Below are 17,557 nucleotides of genomic sequence, written 5' to 3'. Positions count from 1 at the left end.
GCCGCCGAGGAGGCAGCCTCCTCCGCTGCCGCCACGGGTGGGCAATCCGCCGGTACGGTCCAACCGGCCACTCCCCCCGACACCGCCCCGGGTGGGCGGTCCGCCGGTCACCCCGCCGCGACCCGTCGCGGGGCCGCTGCCCCCGCCCCGGCCGGCACGGCCGGACAAGCCGGTGCCGCAGCCAGAGCGCCCGCCCCGGCCACCGCGTCCGGACCGTCCGCAGGGCGGTTCCGCGCTTCAGCCCGGCCGGTCCCGGCCGGTGCTGGCACCGCAGCGCGCGCTGGCATCGCCGCCCACGCTGACCCGGCGCGGGCCGGAGCCGGTCGAGGTCGACCCGACGGTCGGGCAGTCCGGCCCGTCGACGACCGTGTCCGGGCCGCCGACCGGGACGACCGGCGCGCAGACCGGGTCGGACCGGGTACTCGGCGGCCGGGACCGCGACGTGCTCCGAGGGTTCCTGGCCCTGCGCTCGGGAGGTCTCCCCGCGGTCTCCGCCAGCCTGCGGGCGGTGGTGCAGGCAGTCCTCGACGGGAGTCCCGGCGCCGAACTGAGTCGGGAGCAGCTCGGCGCGGTCCGGACCGTCCTCGCGATCCGGGACGTGCAGCGGATGACCGGTCCCGGGGTGGGTGGGCAGTTGGGTCAGCGTTCCGCCAGCAGGCCCGGTCTCGTCCTGGACGGGCAGACCGTGCGGGAGTCCAGCGAGGAGTTGGAGGACCGGCTCGCCGGGCGGCTGCCGGAGCAGGCGGCCCTGATGCTGCCGACCATCCTCTCCGCCCTGATCGCGACCGGCACCTTCGCGCTCCGCACCGAGGAGCTGCTGAAGCTCGTCGTCGAGATAACGGAGAAGCTGGCGCTGCCCTCGGTCCCGCCCACCGACTGGAGCACCGCGGCCACGGTCGTGCGCAGGATGACGGCCGAATACGAAGCGCCGTACCAGCTCCAGCGCACCCTGAACGCGAAGGAGGCCGCGGCGCTCCTCCCCGGTCAGGCCCACGCGGTGAACCAGTTCCTGAAGTCGGCCCCGTCGTTCCTCGCCGTACTGCGCCGGAACGGGGTGAAGTTCACGTTCAACGCGGTGGCGGCGAAGGGCCTCGGCGGCAAGTACGAGGCGGCGACGAAGGAGCTACAGCTCGAACCACTCCAGGACATCGACCCTGCGACGTTCCTCCGGCTCTTCCTGCACGAGACCGGACACGCGACCTTCCAGCAGGACCTCCTCGGCCCCACCCCGCTGCCGGACTCGCTCAACGCGGGATCCGGAGCGACCCTGCTGGCCCGGCGTGCGGCACTGCTGCAGGCCCTGAACGACCCGACCGGTCCCGGCGCGTCGCTGCTCGGCCCGCAGCAACGGGAGAGCGTCGAGACGGAGCTGGCGAAGGTGGAGAGCGAGTTGCAGGCGCAGGGTGTACTCGACGCGGTGAACCGGCTGGACGAGGACACCCAGCAGATCTACCGGGCGTGGCAGGTGCTCCGCGAGGCGGACGGCGCCAATCTGCTGGGGCTGGACCTGGGGGCCGGCCGCTCGCCGGCGAAGCGCCAGACCTACCAGGCGGGCACGTTCACCGAGTTCCTCGCCGAGGTCTTCATGCAGACCGCGACCGGTGAGATCGTCAGCCACATCACGGCGATGCTGGAGCCCCGCGACGGCGACGACCCCCGGGTCCGGAACGCCTGGCGGGACGTCCTCGACGTCCTGGCCCGACGCGCGATGCCGCTGCTGAAGGGCTGAACGTCGGCAGTCCGACCAGGTCGGCCACCCCCGACCCACCCGAGACGGAGGAACCCGATGACACGTCCACACCGGACCCGGAAACGACTCTCGCCGACCCCTGGCGGGTCGCCGGACGGTACGCCAACCAGTCCGCCGCGACGGCCCGACAAGCCCCTGCCGCCGATCCCGGTACGCACGCCGGCCGCCGACCCCGGACAGACGCGGCCAGAGTCGACGAGCAGGCCGGTCGCGCCGCCCGCGCCACTGCGGCAGGTGCCGGAGCGGGACGACTCCGGACCCTCGACCCGCCAGCCCAGCCCGGCGAACAGGACCACGGCGCGACCGGTCGACACCGGCTCCGGTACCGCCCCGCGCCGAGTGCTCGGCGACGCCGACCGGGAACGGATCCGTACCCTGCTGGAGAGCGGGCGGGGCGTGCCGTCGACGCTCCCGCCCCGGGCGTTGGCGCAGCTCCAGGCGGCGCTCGGCGACGAGGCCGCCGAGTTGAGTCCCGAGGCGGCGGACGCGGCGGACACCATGATCGCGATCGCCGAGCTGGCCGAGGTCACCGGCAGTACCTCGATCGCGACCGCACTGGCCCAACAGCCGGCGGTCACCCGCGGCCTGACCCTGGACGGACGCCGGGTGGACGGGCTGACCGAGGAGGAACTGAACAGCGTCGCCCAGCGGGCCAGGGGCGCGGTAGCCGTCTATCTGGCGCCCGGCATCCTGCACCACGTGCTGGCGGACGGCACCTTCGACCTGACCACCGACGGGCTGATCCAACTCATCCGCGACGTCGCCGCCCAGTACCAGCAGGCGAAGAGCGGCCAGCCACTCACCGGCGACGAACGGTACCGCCGGATAGCGCAGGCGCTGGTGACCGACGACGAGCAACCCGACCTGCTCACAGCGACGCTCGGCGAGACCGCGCTGAAGGTCACCAGCACCCAGGCCGGCGCGATCAACAGGTTCCTCGCCGACAACCCGCGTTTCCTGGCGGAGCTGCGGCGGCGCCGCGTCCTCTTCGAGTTCGGCTCGGGCAAGGCCAGAGCCTACGGCGGCGGCGCCTACCTCGACGGCGTCGTGCACCTGCAGGACCTCAAGCACGTCGCGCCCGACGCCTTCCTGCGGCTCGTGCTGCACGAGACCGGGCACGCCACCTTCCAGCGCATCCTGCTGGCGGACCGGACGATGCCGCTGACCCTCGACGACGGGTCGGCCATCGGGCAGTTGCTGCGCCGGGTGGTCCTGCGGCAGACCTACGGGTACACCCCGGCCGGGCCGCCGCCGAGGAGCGAGTGGAGGAACGCGCAGCGCTGGGGTACCGGCCTCACGGAGCTGCTCGCGATCGAAACCTCACTGCTGGAGAACCGGGTGCTCGACGGCTGGCGGGGCATGTCGGCGGACGCCAAGCGGCTCTACCACGCCTGGCTGCTGCTCCGCGAGGCCGACGGGGCCGAACTGCTCGGCCTCGACCTGGGAGCGGGCCGCCGGCCGGACAACCGCCGGGAATACCAGGCCGGCAAGTTCACCGAGTTCTGCGCGGAGGTCTTCATGCAGGCGGCGACCGGCGAGGTCACCAGCCACCTGGCCGTACTCGAACAGCGGGGCGACGTCGACGAGGAGGTCAAGAACGCCTGGCGGACGGTGCGGGACGTCCTCGCCACGCACACCGCACCGATCCTCGGGTAGCCGACCGGCTCCGGTCGGGCGACCCGCTCCACCCGGCGTCACGGCACGGACTTGGCCGCCGATACGGACGAACGGATCCCGGCTCGTCGTCTCGCACGAACACGGCACCCGCCGCCGGTCCCTATGGTGGCGCGCATGTCGAGTCTGAACGAGGTCGCGGGCTGGCTGCGGGACCGGCTGCCGGCGCTGCTCGCCGAGCACCGGGTGCCCGGCGCCGCGCTCGCCGTGTCGGCCGGTGGGCAGGTCGTCGAGGTGGCCGAGGGAGTGCTCAGCAAGGCGACCGGGGTCACCGCGACGACGGACTCGGTGTTCCAGGTCGGATCCATCACCAAGGTCTGGACGGCGACGCTGGTCATGCAGCTCGTCGACGAGGGCCGGCTCGACATCGACGCGCCGGTCCGCGACGTCCTGCCCGACTTCCGGGTCGCCGACGAGGCGGCGTCGGCCGCGATCACGGTACGCCACCTGCTGGCGCACACCGCCGGCTTCGAGGGCGACATCTTCACCGACACCGGCCGGGGCGACGACTGTGTACGCCGGTACGTCGACACGCTCGGCGAGGTCGCGCAGCTCTTCCCGCCCGGCGAGATGTTCTCGTACAACAACGCCGGGTTCTGCGTGCTCGGCCGCGTCGTCGAGGTGCTGCGCGGCAAGCCGTACGACGTCTGCCTGCGCGAGCACCTGTTCGCCCCGCTCGGGCTGACCCACGCGGCGACCGGTGCGGACGAGGCGATCCTGTTCCGGGCCGCCGTCGGGCACATCCAGCCGGACCCGGACGCCGATCCCGAACCGGCGCCGATCTGGTCGCTGGCCCGCTCCTCCGCCCCGGCCGGGTCGATGCTGGCGATGCGCCCCCGCGACCTGCTCGGCTTCGCGCAGCTGCACATCGACGGCGGACGGGCGCCGGACGGCACCGCCGTACTCGCCCCGCACAGCGCCGACGCGATGCGGCAGCCGCAGGTCACCCTGCCACCGCTCGGGCTCATGGGTGACGCCTGGGGGCTGGGCTGGGAGATCTACCACTGGCCGGGCGGCACGGTACTCGGCCACGACGGCGGCACCGTCGGCCAGGCCGCCTTCCTCCGGGTCGTACCGGACCGGAACGTGGCGATCGCGCTGCTGACCAACGGCGGGAACCCGATCGCCCTCTACACGGAGATCTACGGCCACGTACTCCGGGAACTCGCCGGGATCGAGATGCCGGCGCTGCCGACCCCACCGTCGACGCCGCGCCGGGTCCCGGTCGACCGCTGTCTCGGCACCTACACCTCGGACGTGGCCGAGCTGACCGTCTCGCAGGACGACGCGGGCCGGCTCTGGCTCGACCAGGTGCCCAAGGGCGTGCTCGCGGAGATCGGCGGTCAACCGGAACGGACCGAACTCGTCCACCTCGACGCCGAGACCTTCCTGCCGGTACGGCCACGGCTCGGCATCCACCTGCCGCAGGTCTTCCTCGGCGACGACGGCACCGGGCGGGCGCTCTACATCCACAGTGGTCGGGCGACCCGACGTGCCGGCGTACCAACCCCGTCCAGCGGCCACCAGTAGCTCCCGGGAGAGACGATGAGACGTGTTCCTGCGCTGGCGGCGGCCGGTGTGCTGCTGGTCGGGCTGGCCGGTTGCGGCGGCGACTCCGCCGGCACCGGCGGCCAGCGGCTGGTCAACGGCAAGACCTTCACGATGGTGCTGAGCGCCGACCCGGGCAACCTCGACCCGCACTTCACCTCGCTGGCCAGCACCCAACAGGTCGACCGGTTCCTCTACGACTCGCTGCTCAACGTCGGCCCGGACGGCACGCTCCTCGCCGGCCTGGCGGAGAAGTGGCAGGGCGACACGAGCACGGTGACGTACACGCTGCGCAAGGGGGTCACCTGCGCCGACGGCAGCCCGCTGACCGCCGGCCAGGTGGCGGCGAACATCACCTTCGTCGGCGACCCGAAGAACGCCTCCTCCCGGATCGGCGTCTACGTGCCGGCCGGCGCCACCGCCACCGCCGACGAGGCGGCCGGCACCGTGACGGTGACCTCGCCGACGCCGGCCGCCTTCCTCGACCGCATGGTCGGCGGGCTGCACATCGTCTGCGACCGGGGACTGAAGGACCGCAAGCTGCTCCGGCAGGGCTCGGTCGGCACCGGGATGTTCACCCTGACCGAGGCGGTGGCCGACGACCACTACACGCTGACCCGGCGCAAGGAGTACGCCTGGGGGCCGGGCGACTGGCCGGCCACCCAGGACGGGCTGCCCGACACCGTGATCCTGAAGATCGTCACGAACGAGAGCACCGCGGCCAACCTGCTCGGCTCCGACCAGGCGAACGCGGTGACCGTGATCGGGCCGGACAGCCAGCGACTCAGGGCGATGCGCCTCTTCGAACGCAGCGTGGTCGCCGCGCTCGGCGAACTCTGGTTCCACCAGAAGCCGGGCCTGCCGGGCGCCGACGAGACGGTGCGCCGGGCGCTGACCCAGGCGCTCGACCTCAAGCAGCTCGGACAGGTGGTCAGCAGCGGCGCCGGCAAGCCGATGACCGGCCTGGTGGCTCCCGGGTTGAGCCCGTGCCCGCCCGCCGGGACCGACGCCCTGCTGCCGGCGCACGACCCGGCGGCGGCGAAGGCGGCCCTGGACGCCGCCGGCTGGCTTCCCGGCGGCGACGGGGTACGGGTCAAGGACGGCCGGCGGCTCGCCCTCGGCTTCTACTACCCGACCAACGCCGGCAGCGGCATGCAGGCCGGCGCGGAGCTGCTCCAGCGGGCCTGGCAGGGCGTCGGCGCGCAGGTGACCATCCGGGGGGTGGCCAACGCCGAGATCAGCCAGGTGATCGTCGGCGGGCAGGGCTCCTGGGACGCGGCATTCCTGCCGCTCAACGTCGGCCTCCCCAGCGAGCTGGTGCCGTTCTTCTCCGGCGCGACCCCGCCGAACGGGGTGAACTTCGCGCACGTCGAGAACCCCGGGTACGCGGCCGCGGTCGGGGCGGCGTCGGCGGTGGCCGGTACCGGCGGCTGCGCCAGCTGGGCCGAGGCCGAGCAGGCGCTGGTCCGGGGCGTCGACATCGTGCCGTTCGTCTACTCCACCGTGCCGGTCTTCGGCAAGGGAGCCAGCTTCGAACTCAGCACCGGGAGCGTGGCGCCGAGTTCCATCCGCATGCTCGGCTGACCGGCGCGGCCGGCGTACCCCACTATCGGAAAGGCGGGCCCGGTGCCGAAGACGACGACCGAACACCCCTGGGTGCGCTTCGCCGCCCGGCGGGCGGCACGGCTGGTGGTGTCGCTCTGGGTGCTCGTCACCGCCGCCTTCGGCATGATCCACCTCATTCCCGGCGACCCGGTCCGGGCCGCGCTCGGGCCGACCGCCCCGGTGGAGCTGGTCGCCGCCCGCCGGGCCGCGCTGGGCCTGGACGACCCGCTCTGGTCGCAGTACCTGCGCTACCTGCGGAACCTGGTCACCGGGGAGCTGAGCGAGTCGATGGTCACCGGGCTGCCCGTGTCGCAGCTGATCGGCGACCGGCTCCCGGCCACGGCACAGCTCGCGCTCCTCGCGTTCACCCTGGCGGTCGCGGTCTCCGTACCGCTGGGTCTGGCCATGGCGGTGGCCACCCGCGGCGGCCGGAACCGCCCGGCGGAGCTGGCCTTCACCTCGACCAGCTCGATCCTCGGGGTACTCCCGGAGTTCCTCGTCGCCGTGGGCCTGGTCTACGTCTTCGGCGTGACGCTCGGCGTGGCCCCGGTCGCCGGCCGCTCCGGCCCGGACTCCTACGTCCTGCCGGTACTGGCGCTGGCGATCGGCCCGGCCGCGCTGCTCGCCCGGATCGTCCGGGTCGAGACGCTGGCCGTGCTGGGCACCGACTACATCCGTACGGCGCGGGCGAAGCGACTCCCGGCCCGGCGGATCTACCTGCGGCACGCCCTGCCGAACGCGCTGACCGCCACCGCGACCGTCGGCGGCCTGCTGCTCGGCGCGATGGTCGCCGGGACCGTACTGGTGGAGAACGTCTTCGCCTGGCCCGGGCTGGGCAGCACCATCGTCGGGTCGATCCTGGCCAAGGACTATCCGGTGGTCCAGGGCATCGTCCTCGTCTACGGCGCGGCCGTACTGCTGGTCAACCTCGCGGTCGACGTCGGGCTCGCCCTGCTCGACCCGCGCTCGACGATCAGGGAGAGCTAGTGCCGGTACGACGGGTCCTGCGGTCCCCGGTGGCCGTCGCCGCGGCGGCGCTGCTGGTCGCTGTCGTCCTGCTCGCGCTGCTCGGGCCCGTGCTCTGGACCGAGCGGGCCGAGGCGGTCGACACCGGTCGGATCCTCCAGGGCGCCTCGGGCGCGCACTGGGCCGGCACCGACAGCCTCGGCCGGGACGTCTTCGCCCGGGTACTCGTCGCCACCCGGCTGTCGGTGCTGCTGGCGCTGCTGGCCACGCTGATCGGTCTGGCCATCGGCCTGGTGCTGGGGATGGCGCCGTTGCTGCTCGGCGCCCGCCTCGGCCGCTGGGCGGCCGCCGCGCTGAACATCGCGGTGGCCTTCCCCGGCCTGCTGCTGGCGCTCTTCTTCGCGGTCGTCTTCGGGGTCGGTCTCAAGGGTGCGGTGCTGGCGATCGGCTTCGCGATCGCGCCGGGCTTCGCCCGGCTGACCCACACGCTCGCGGCCGGTGTCGCCGAACGGGACTACGTGCACGCCGCGCGGATCGCCGGCCTCGGTCGGGTCCGTGTGCTCGCCCGGCACGTGCTGCCCAACATCGCCGAGCCGCTGCTGGTCAACGGCACCATGGCGGCCGGCGGCGCGCTGCTGGCGCTCGCCGGGCTCTCCTTCCTCGGCCTCGGCGTACAGCCGCCCCGGTACGACTGGGGCAGGCTGCTCGGCGAGGGCCTGGCCGGGATCTACGTACGCCCGGCCGCCGCCCTCGCCCCGGCCGTCGCGATCGTCCTGGCGGGCCTGGCGTTCAACCTCTTCGGCGAGGCACTCGCCCGGGCGATCGGCACCCGAGGCTCGGCGGTCGGCGACGGTCGCCGGGCCCCGCGCACCGAGCCGGTTCCGCCCGCCGCCGGTGACCACCTGCTGGCGGTCGAGGGCCTTCGGGTGAGCTTCGGGGAGGTCAGCCCGGTCCGCGAGGTCAGCTTCACCATGGGTCGCGGTGAGGCGGTGGGCCTGGTCGGCGAGTCCGGGTCCGGCAAGAGCCTGACCGCGCTCGCGATCGCCCAGCTCGTCGAGGAGCCCGGCCGGGTCGACGCGCGGCGGCTGGAGTTCCTCGGCGTGTCGCTGCTGGCCGGCGACTCGGCCGCGCGACGCCGGCTGCTGGGCCTCTCGCTCGGCATGGTCTTCCAGGACCCGACGACCTCGTTCAACCCCACCCAGCGGGTCGGCCGGCAGCTCGCCGAGGTGGTCCGGCAGCACCGGGGGGCGAGCCGCCGCGCCGCGCTGGCCCGGGCGGTCGACCGGCTCCGCGCGGTGCGGATCCCGGCCGCCGCGCGGCGGGCCAGGCAGTTCCCGCACGAGTTCTCCGGCGGCATGCGGCAGCGGGCGATGATCGGCATGGGAATGATGGGTACGCCGGCACTGATCGTCGCCGACGAGCCGACCACGGCGCTCGACGTCACCGTGCAGCGGCAGGTGCTGCGGCTGCTGGCGGCCGTCCGCGCCGCCGACGACGTGGCGGTACTGCTGATCAGCCACGACCTCACCGTGGTCGCCGAGGTCTGCGAACGGGTACTGGTGATGTACGCCGGACGCATCGTCGAGGAGCTGCCCGCCGCGCGGCTGCGTACCGGCGCCCGGCACCCGTACACCCGGGCACTGCTCGCCGCCGTACCGGACATGAGCACCGACCGCGACCGGCCGTTGCCGGTGATCCCGGGCCGGCCCGCCGATCCCGGCCGCCTGCCGCCCGGCTGCGCCTTCGCCCCCCGCTGCCCCCTGGCCGGTGACCGGTGCACCGCCGCCGAGCCGCCACTGCTGGCCGACGGTCGTGGTCGGGTCGCCTGCTGGCATGCGGAGGTCGACGTCGAGATCGAGGGGAGCCGCCGGTGAGCGATCTCGTCTTCGACGACGTCACCGTCCGGTACGGCACCGGGCGGGGGCGGCTGACCGCCGTCGACAATGTACGACTCACCGTCCCGGCCGGCACCGTGGTGGGACTCGTCGGCGAGTCCGGCTCCGGCAAGTCGACCCTGGCCCGGGCCGCCGTCGGGCTGGCCCCGCTGGCCGGTGGCCGCATCCTGCTCGACGGCCGCCCGCTGCCGAAACGGGCACCGGTGCAGATGGTGTTCCAGGACCCGTACTCCTCGTTGGACCCTCGGATGACGGTGGGTGCCTCGATCGCGGAGGCGATCCCGCGCCGGGCCGGCGTCGCGGCGAAGGCCGAGGTGGCCCGGCTGCTGGAGCTGGTCGGGCTCGATCCGGGCCTCGCCGGCCGGTATCCGGCCGGCCTCTCCGGCGGGCAGCGGCAGCGGGTGGCGCTGGCCCGCGCGCTCGCCGGCCGCCCCGAGGTGATCGTCGCGGACGAGATCACCTCGGCGTTGGACGTGTCGATCCAGGGCGCCGTGCTCAACCTCGTCCGCGACCTGCAACGGCGGATGCGGCTGTCGATGCTGTTCATCTCGCACGACCTCGCCGTGGTGCGCTACGTCAGCGAGATCATCGCGGTGATGTACCTCGGCCGGATCGTCGAGTACGGGCCGGCCGCCGAGGTGCTGGGCGATCCGCAGCACCCCTACACGCGGGAACTGCTCGGCTCGGCCGCACACCCGATCGGGCTCGGAGCCGAGGGCGCCGGGCCGGCAGTCGCCGAGGCTGAGCCGGCCGTCGCCGAGGCGGAGCCCGCCGACCCGCACCGGCCGCCGGCCGGCTGCCGGTTCCACCCCCGCTGCCCGGTGGGGCCGCTGGTGCACCCGGACCGTCGGGTCTGCCGGGAGGTCGAGCCGACGGCGGCGCACCGGCACCGGGCGCTCTGCCATTTCGCCGAGTCCGCCGACACACCGATCACGACCCGAGGAGGAGCCGGTGACCCGCCGCCTGCGCATCGCTGACCTGACCACCGTCGCCGTACCGGAGCAGCCGGCCCTGTCGCCGGACGGCGCCCGGATCGTCTACGTACTGCGCGGCGCGGACGCCGACGCCGACCGTACGGTGCGCACGCTGTGGCACGTCGACGCGGCGGGCGGCCCGGCGCGGCGGCTGACCGCCGGGCCGGCGGACACCGCACCGGCCTGGTCGCCGCAGGGCGACCGGATCGCGTTCCTGCGCGCCCGGGACGGGCACCCGCAGGTGTGGCTGCTCCCGGCCGCCGGTGGCGAGCCCGAACCGCTGACCGAACTGCCGCTCGGCGCCGGCCGCCCGGTCTGGAGCCCCGACGGCTCGGCCATCGCGTTCGTGGCCGCCGTCGACGACCGGGGCGACGGCCCGGACGACAGCGCCCCGGTCGTCGCGGACCGGCTCGACTACCAGAGTGACGGCGCCGGCCTGCTGGGCGGCAGACGCCGACACCTGCACGTCGTCGACGTCGCCACCGGACGGTGCCGGCAGCTCACCAGCGGCGACTGGAACGCCGGTGACCCGTCCTGGTCGCCGGAGGGAAACCGGCTGGCGTTCGTCGCGGCCACCGCCCCCGACGCGGACCTGACCCTCCGGGCCCCGCTGCACACGGTGGACGTCGACGACACGGCGGCCGTACCCCGGCCGGTCGGGCTGGCCGACGGCGTCGGTGCCGCCGTCACCTGGACCGCGGACGGGTCGGCGCTGCTGGCCGTCGGCACCGAGGGCGCACCCGTCGGCCACGCCGGCCTGCTCCGGGTACCGCTCGACGCCGGACCGGTCACCGACCTGGCGGCCCCGCTGGACCGCAACGTCATGCCGGGCGGCCCCGGATATCCGGGCGCGCTGCCGCAGCTCGTCGACGACGGCGACACCGTGCTCTTCTGCGTCCGCGACCGTGGCTGCACCCACCTCTACGCGGTACCGGCCGGTGGCGGCGAACCACGGGTGGTCGTCGGCGGGGCCGGCCGCAACGTCCTCGGCGTCTCGGCCCGCGCCGGCACCGCCGCCGTCGTGCTCGGCACCCCGGCCTCGTTCGGCGAGGTGGTCGCGGTCGACCTCGGCACCGGCGCCGAGACCGTCCTCACCGGACACACCTCGTCCGAGGTGCGGCTCTACCCCCGGGAGGAGCGCTCGTTCGAGATCTCCGACGGCACCGTCGTGCAGGGCTGGCTGGTCCGGGACCCCGACTTCACCGGCGCACGGCCGCTGCTGCTCGACGTGCACGGCGGGCCGCACAACGCCTGGAACGCCGCCGCCGAGGACGTGCACCTCTACCACCAGGAGCTGGCCGCCCGGGGCTGGGTGGTACTGCTGCTCAACCCCCGGGCCAGCGACGGCTACGGCGAGGCGTTCTTCACCGCCACCCACGGCGGGTGGGGCGAGGCGGACGCCAGAGACCTCCTGGAGCCGGTCGACCAGCTCGTCGCCACCGGCGTCGCCGACCCGGCCCGGCTCGCCGTCACCGGCTACAGCTACGGCGGCTACATGACCTGCTACCTCACCAGCCGGGACGACCGGTTCGCCGCCGCCGTGGCCGGCGGTACCGTCGCCGACCTCACCAGCATGGCCGGCACCTCCGACGAGGGGCACCAGCTCAGCGAGTACGAGCTGGGCGCCACGCCGTGGACCGATCCCGGGCGCTACGCCGCGATGTCGCCGCTGGCCCGGGTCGACCGGGTCGACACGCCGACGCTCGTGCTGCACGGTGCCGAGGACCGCACCTGCCCGGTCGGCCAGGCACAGCAGTGGCACACCGCGCTGCGGGAGCGCGGCGTGCCGACCCGGCTGGTGCTCTACCCGGACGCCGGCCACCTCTTCATCCTCGACGGGCGGCCGTCACACCGCGCCGACTACAACCAGCGGGTCGTGGACTGGGTCGAGCGGTACGCGGGCGGGCGCCGCGCGCCGATCGACGCCGGGCACTGGCAGCGCCGGCTGGCCGTACTCGCCCAGCGGCATCGCGTCCCCGGTGCCGTACTCGGAATCCTGCGGCTGGGCCAGGATCGCCCGGACGAACTGGCCGAGGCGGCGTACGGCGTGCTGAACGTGGAGACCGGGGTCGAGGTGACCACCGACTCGGTGTTCCAGATCGGCTCGATCTCCAAGGTGTGGACGGCGACCATGGTGATGCAACTGGTCGACGAGGGCCGGCTCGATCTCGACGCTCCGGTCGGCACCGTCCTGCCGGAGCTGCGGCTGGCCGATCCGGAGGTGACCAAGCGGGTGACCATGCGGCACCTGCTCGCGCACACCAGCGGGATCGACGGCGACGTCTTCACCGACACCGGTCGCGGCGACGACTGCCTGGAGAAGTACGTCGCGCTCCTCGGCGAGGTGGCCCAGAACCACCCGCTCGGCGCCACCTGGTCCTACTGCAACGCCGGCTTCGTACTCGCCGGGCGGGTGATCGAGAAGCTCACCGGCGGCACCTGGGACGCCGCCCTCCGGGACCGGATCTCGACCCCGCTCGGGCTGCGGCACACCGGGACGCTGCCGGAGGAGGCGCTGCTGCACCGGGCGGCGGTCGGGCACGTCTCGGCCGGGCAGGCCGAGCCGACCCGCGCGCCGGTCTGGGGGCTGCCCCGCTCCCTCGGGCCGGCCGGGCTGATCACCTCGACCGCCGCCGACCTCCTCGGCTTCGCCCGGATGCACCGGCGGGCTGGCGCCGGACGGCACCCGGGTACTCGGCGCGGAGAGCGCCGCCGCGATGACCGCCTGCGAGGCGGAGCTGCCCGACACGCACACCCTCGGCGACTCCTGGGGGCTCGGCTGGATCCGCTTCGGCTGGGACGGGCACCGGCTCGTCGGGCACGACGGCAACACGATCGGGCAGTCCGCCTTCCTGCGGCTGCTGCCGGAGCAGGGGTTGGCGGTCACCCTGCTCACCAACGGCGGTCACGCCCGCGACCTGTACGAGGAGCTGTACCGCGAGATCTTCGCCGAAGTCGCCGGGGTCGCGGTACCGCACTCGCTCGTGCCGCCGCAGCACCCGGTCGGCGCCGACCTCGGCCGGCACGTCGGCGAGTACGAGCGGGCCGGCGTCCGGATGGCGGTGCTGGACGGGGAGGGTGGCCCCACCCTGCGTACCACGGTCACCGGTCCGCTGGCCGAGCTGGTGCCCGAGCCGACCCACGAGTACCCGATGGTGCCGGTCGCCGAGGACCTCTTCGCGGTCCGCGAGCCGGAGACCCGGACCTGGGTACCGGTGATCTTCTACCAGCTGCCGACCGGCGAGCGGTACCTGCACTTCGGTGCCCGCGCCACCCCGAAGGTGGGCTGACGTGCGCCCGGTCGCCCGGAGGCGCCGCCCGCTGGCGGAGAGGGGAACGCCGAGATGACCGACATCCACGCCGCCGAGGCGGCCGTGGCCCGGGCGGCGAAGGCGGCCGGCGTCGAGATCCGGGAGCTGGCGGACGTCGCCGGCTTCGCCGAGGTACGCCGGCTCTACGACGGCATCTGGGGCCCCGACCCGCGCAACCCGCTGGTGACCACCAAGTTGCTGCGGGCGCTGAGCAAGTCGGGCGGTTACGTGGCCGGCGCCTACGACGGGGGCGAACTGGTCGGCGCCTGCGTCGGCTTCTCCGGCGCGCCGGCCGGGGCCGAGCTGCACAGCCACATCGCCGGGGTCTGCGCCGCCGCCCTCGGCCGGCGCGTCGGGTACGCCCTCAAGCTGCACCAGCGCGCCTGGGTGCTGGCCCGGGGCGGCTCCGCCGTCGAGTGGACGTTCGACCCGCTGGTCGCCCGCAACGCCTACTTCAACGTGGTGAAGCTCGCCGCCACCGCCGTGGAGTACCTGCCGGACTTCTACGGCGAGATGGACGACGAGATCAACGCCGGTGACGCCACCGACCGGCTGCTGATCCGCTGGGAGCTGCGCGACCCCAGGGTCGCCACGGCGTGCGAGGGACGACACCGGGCCGGCGACGCCCGGGCCGAGCGGGCCGGCGGCGCGGTGGTCGGGCTCGGGCGCACCGCCGACGGGGCCCCGGCGCCGGGGACCCTGGACGGCGACACCGTGCTGGTGGCGGTACCGCCGGACATCGCCGCGCTGCGGTCGGCCGCCCCGGACCTGGCCCGGCGGTGGCGCACCGCGCTGCGGGAGGCCCTGGTACCGCTGCTGGCCGGCGGCGCCCGGGTGACCGGCTTCGACCGGGCCGGCTGGTACATCGTCGGAAGGAACGCCGGATGACACTCGTCGGAGTCGAACTGCGCCGGATCGCGATGCCGCTGGTGTCACCGTTCCGGACCTCGTTCGGCACCCAGACCACCCGGGACATCGTGCTGGTCCGCGCCGTCACCGACCAGGCCGAGGGGTGGGGCGAGTGCGTGGCGATGACCGACCCGCGCTACTCCGCCGAGTACGTCGACGGCGCCGTGGACGTCCTGAGCCGGTTCCTGGTGCCGGCCCTGGCCGCCCGGGACACCCTCGACGCCGTCTCGGTCGCGCCGGCACTCGCCGGATTCAAGGGGCACCGGATGGCGAAGGCGGCGCTGGAGACCGCCGTACTCGACGCCGAGCTGCGCGCCCTGGGCCGGCCGCTCGCCCGGGAACTCGGCGCCGTACGCGACCGGGTGCCCTGCGGCGTCTCGGTGGGGATCACGGACTCGATCGGCGAGCTGCTCGACACCGTCGACGGCTACCTCGACGCCGGCTACCTGCGGATCAAGCTGAAGATCCAGCCCGGTTGGGACGTCGAACCGGTCCGGGCGGTCCGGGAACGCTTCGGCGACGAGGTGCTGCTCCAGGTCGACGCGAACACCGCGTACACCGTCGCCGACGGGCGGCGGTTGGCCGCGCTCGACCCGTTCGGGCTGCTGCTGATCGAGCAGCCGCTCGACGAGGAGGACGTGCTCGGCCACGCCGAGCTGGCGAAGACGGTCCGCACGCCGATCTGCCTGGACGAGTCGATCACCTCGGCGCGGGCCGCCGCCGCCGCCATCCGGTTGGGCGCCTGCGCGATCGTCAACATCAAGCCGGGCCGGGTCGGTGGCTACCTGGAGGCGCGGCGGGTACACGACGTCTGCGTCGCGCACGGCGTACCCGTCTGGTGTGGCGGGATGCTGGAGTCGGGCCTCGGCCGGGCCGCGAACGTCGCGCTGGCGGCGCTGCCCGGCTTCACCCTGCCCGGCGACACGTCGGCGTCGGACCGCTACTACCGGACGGACATCACCGACCCGTTCGTGCTCGACGGCGGCCACCTGGCGGTGCCGGCCGGCCCGGGGATCGGCGTCGAGCCGCTGCCGGACGAACTGGCGGCGGTCACCACCGAATCCCGGTGGCTGCGACGCTGAGCCCCCGGCGCGTCCACACGATAGGACGTCGAGCCCTTTGGCCGTCCGCACCATAGGCTGTGACGAACCTCGTATGTTCCGACGAACCAGGCAGGCTGAACCCTCCTTAGTTTCGGGCGGTGCTCCCGGTGAATCTGCGCCCGCACGCGACCCTCGGCCGGGTCCTCGACGACCTGGGGTTCACCGTGCTGGAGCTCGTGCACGGCGACCCGGACCGCAGCGCCGACATCGGCGGCGTGGCGATCCACGACCCGGTCGAGGAGCCGGTCCTGCCGCACCACGCCCTCGTGCTCGGCGTCGGGCTGCGCGGGCCGGACGAGATCGCCGCCCTGCTCCGCTCGCTCGGCCGGCACCGGGCCGCCGGCCTCGTGGTCCGGCTCCCCGTCGAGGTCACGGCCGAGCTGGCCGGGGCGGTCGAGGAGTCCGGGGTGGCCCTGCTCGGGCTGACCCGTGGCGCCTCCTGGGCACAGCTCGCCGCGCTGGTCCGCGCCGTACTCGCCGAGGGCGACGTCGGCGACGCCGGGCCGGAGACGATCGGCGGGGTGCCCTCCGGTGACCTCTTCACGCTGGCCAACGCGATCGCCGCCCTCGTCGACGCGCCCGTCACCATCGAGGACCGCAGCTCCCGGGTGCTCGCCTTCTCCGGCCGGCAGGACGAGGCCGACCCGTCGCGGGTGGAGACCATCCTCGGCCGCCAGGTCCCGCAGCGGTACTCCCGGCTCCTGCTCGACCGGGGCGTCTTCCGCGACCTCTACCGCAGCAGTACGCCGCTGTGGGTGGAACCGCCACCGTCCGGAATGGACGGGTTCTCGGTGCCCCGGGTCGCCGTCGCGGTGCTCGCCGGAGACGAGGTCCTCGGCTCGATCTGGGCCGCCGTCCGGGAGCCGCTCAGCGCCGAGCGGACGCAGGCGCTGCGCGACGCCAGCAAGCTGGTCGCGCTGCACATGCTGCGGATCAGGGCCGGGGCGGACGTGCAGCGCCGGCTCCGCGCCGACCTGCTGGCCACCGCGCTGGAGGGCGGGGCCGGTGCCGGCGAGGCGCTCAGCCGGCTCGGCCTGGCCGGCCAGCCGGTCGTGGTACTCGGCCTCGCGGTCATCGCCACCGCCCCGCAGCGGTCCGGCGGCGACGACGCCTCCCTGGCGACCGAACGCCAGCGCACCAGCGACGCGCTGGCGATGCACCTGAGCGCGGTCCACCCGCGCTGCGCGGCGGCGCTGGTCGGCGACGTCGCGTACGGGCTGGTGCCGATCTCCCGGGACGGCGACGGCGAGCAGCGGGCGGTGCGGATCGCCGCTGACTTCCTCGACCGGGTCGGCGACCGGGTGCACGCCGTGATCGGCGTCGGTCAGGTCGCGCAGGACGCCGCCGGGATGGCCGCCGCGCGGGCCAGCGCCGACCGGGCGCTGCGGGTGCTGCGCGCCGGAGCCGGCCACCGGGTCGCCCGGCTGGCCGACGTGCAGGTCCAGGCGCTCGTCCTGGAACTGCACGACCTGGTCGCGGCCCGGGGCGACCGGCTCACCGGACCGGTCGCGCGGCTCTTCGCCTACGACGAGGAGCACCACACGAACCTCGTCGAAACCCTCCGGGCCTGGCTGGACGCGTTCGGCGACGTGATCGCCGCCGCCGCCGCGATGTACGTCCACCCGAACACGTTCCGGTACCGGCTGCGTCGGCTCGCCGAGGTCGGCGGCATCGACCTGACCGATCCGGAGGCCCGCTTCGCGGCGATGCTCCAACTGCGGGTCATCTCGCCGGGCACACCGCCCCGATCCGGGCCGGACCGACCCGGACCCGGCCGCCGCCTCGCCGCGGCCGACATCGCCCGCGACTGAACCGTCCGGGC

13 protein-coding genes and 1 pseudogene are annotated in these 17,557 nt (G+C 74.5%); 12 read left to right on the top strand and 2 right to left on the bottom strand.

Annotated features, from left to right (window positions below; genetic code table 11):
* Positions 1-172 precede the first annotated feature (172 nt).
* The 7 genes from C6361_RS01560 to C6361_RS01530 all read left to right on the top strand — a co-directional run bounded on the left by C6361_RS01560 (position 173) and on the right by C6361_RS01530 (position 10,415).
* The gene (locus C6361_RS01560) at positions 173-1,729 is read left to right on the top strand and encodes a hypothetical protein (protein ID WP_159079120.1); all 1,557 of its coding nucleotides are present in this window, start codon (positions 173-175) and stop codon (positions 1,727-1,729) included.
* 255 nt (positions 1,730-1,984) lie between these two features.
* On the top strand, positions 1,985-3,406 hold the full coding sequence (locus tag C6361_RS01555) for a hypothetical protein (protein WP_107266509.1): 1,422 nt from the start codon (positions 1,985-1,987) through the stop codon (positions 3,404-3,406).
* 135 nt (positions 3,407-3,541) lie between these two features.
* Positions 3,542-4,954 (top strand): serine hydrolase, encoded by a 1,413-nt coding sequence (locus tag C6361_RS01550; RefSeq protein WP_107266508.1) that lies wholly within the window; start codon positions 3,542-3,544, stop codon positions 4,952-4,954.
* 15 nt (positions 4,955-4,969) lie between these two features.
* Entirely contained in the window at positions 4,970-6,556 is a 1,587-nt protein-coding gene (locus C6361_RS01545; RefSeq protein ID WP_107266507.1) for an ABC transporter substrate-binding protein, read from the top strand.
* 42 nt (positions 6,557-6,598) lie between these two features.
* Positions 6,599-7,564 (top strand): ABC transporter permease, encoded by a 966-nt coding sequence (locus C6361_RS01540; protein WP_234359262.1) that lies wholly within the window; start codon positions 6,599-6,601, stop codon positions 7,562-7,564.
* On the top strand, positions 7,564-9,417 hold the full coding sequence (locus C6361_RS01535) for a dipeptide/oligopeptide/nickel ABC transporter permease/ATP-binding protein (protein ID WP_107266506.1): 1,854 nt from the start codon (positions 7,564-7,566) through the stop codon (positions 9,415-9,417). Before C6361_RS01540 ends, C6361_RS01535 begins: the two co-directional genes overlap by 1 nt.
* On the top strand, positions 9,414-10,415 hold the full coding sequence (locus C6361_RS01530; protein WP_107266505.1) for an ABC transporter ATP-binding protein: 1,002 nt from the start codon (positions 9,414-9,416) through the stop codon (positions 10,413-10,415). The genes C6361_RS01535 and C6361_RS01530 overlap by 4 nt, the downstream gene beginning before the upstream one ends.
* On the opposite strand, the gene C6361_RS37940 is transcribed toward C6361_RS01530, so the two are convergent.
* Entirely contained in the window at positions 10,369-11,331 is a 963-nt protein-coding gene (locus C6361_RS37940) for a hypothetical protein (RefSeq protein ID WP_234359261.1), read from the bottom strand. The two genes, C6361_RS01530 and C6361_RS37940, sit on opposite strands and share 47 nt — an antisense overlap.
* Positions 11,332-11,333: 2 nt before the next feature.
* A complete protein-coding gene (locus C6361_RS37935; RefSeq protein ID WP_234359260.1) occupies positions 11,334-11,507 on the bottom strand; it encodes a hypothetical protein in 174 nt (57 codons plus the stop codon).
* Between C6361_RS37935 and C6361_RS39105 the strand changes: the two are divergent.
* From C6361_RS39105 to C6361_RS01510, 5 genes and pseudogenes are all read left to right on the top strand, one after another.
* Positions 11,434-13,071, top strand: a pseudogene (locus tag C6361_RS39105) (serine hydrolase); the annotation flags it as partial. The gene C6361_RS37935 and the pseudogene C6361_RS39105 overlap by 74 nt on opposite strands.
* A gap of 58 nt (positions 13,072-13,129) precedes the next feature.
* Entirely contained in the window at positions 13,130-13,702 is a 573-nt protein-coding gene (locus tag C6361_RS37920) for a serine hydrolase (RefSeq protein ID WP_234359258.1), read from the top strand.
* A 54-nt stretch (positions 13,703-13,756) separates the two neighbouring features.
* Positions 13,757-14,611: a GNAT family N-acetyltransferase gene (locus C6361_RS01520; protein ID WP_107266504.1), complete on the top strand. Its 855-nt coding sequence runs from the start codon at positions 13,757-13,759 to the stop codon at positions 14,609-14,611.
* Complete coding sequence (gene menC / locus C6361_RS01515; RefSeq protein WP_107266503.1) at positions 14,608-15,714, top strand: o-succinylbenzoate synthase; 1,107 nt, start codon at positions 14,608-14,610, stop codon at positions 15,712-15,714. Before C6361_RS01520 ends, menC begins: the two co-directional genes overlap by 4 nt.
* Positions 15,715-15,833: 119 nt before the next feature.
* On the top strand, positions 15,834-17,546 hold the full coding sequence (locus C6361_RS01510; protein ID WP_199853195.1) for a CdaR family transcriptional regulator: 1,713 nt from the start codon (positions 15,834-15,836) through the stop codon (positions 17,544-17,546).
* The last annotated feature ends 11 nt before the right edge of the window (positions 17,547-17,557 follow it).

The sequence above is a fragment of the Plantactinospora sp. BC1 genome, from assembly GCF_003030345.1.
Classification (GTDB): Bacteria; Actinomycetota; Actinomycetes; order Mycobacteriales; family Micromonosporaceae; genus Plantactinospora.
The sequence above is the reverse complement of the archived record's forward strand: the minus strand, read 5'-3'. Positions and strand labels throughout refer to the sequence as shown.

Coding starts and splice junctions, on each gene's coding strand:
- menC (WP_107266503.1), top strand. CDS start 14,608: ATGACACTCGTCGGAGTCGAACTGCGCCGGATCGCGATGCCGCTGGTG.
- C6361_RS01545 (WP_107266507.1), top strand. CDS start 4,970: ATGAGACGTGTTCCTGCGCTGGCGGCGGCCGGTGTGCTGCTGGTCGGG.
- C6361_RS01520 (WP_107266504.1), top strand. CDS start 13,757: ATGACCGACATCCACGCCGCCGAGGCGGCCGTGGCCCGGGCGGCGAAG.
- C6361_RS37920 (WP_234359258.1), top strand. CDS start 13,130: ATGACCGCCTGCGAGGCGGAGCTGCCCGACACGCACACCCTCGGCGAC.
- C6361_RS01550 (WP_107266508.1), top strand. CDS start 3,542: ATGTCGAGTCTGAACGAGGTCGCGGGCTGGCTGCGGGACCGGCTGCCG.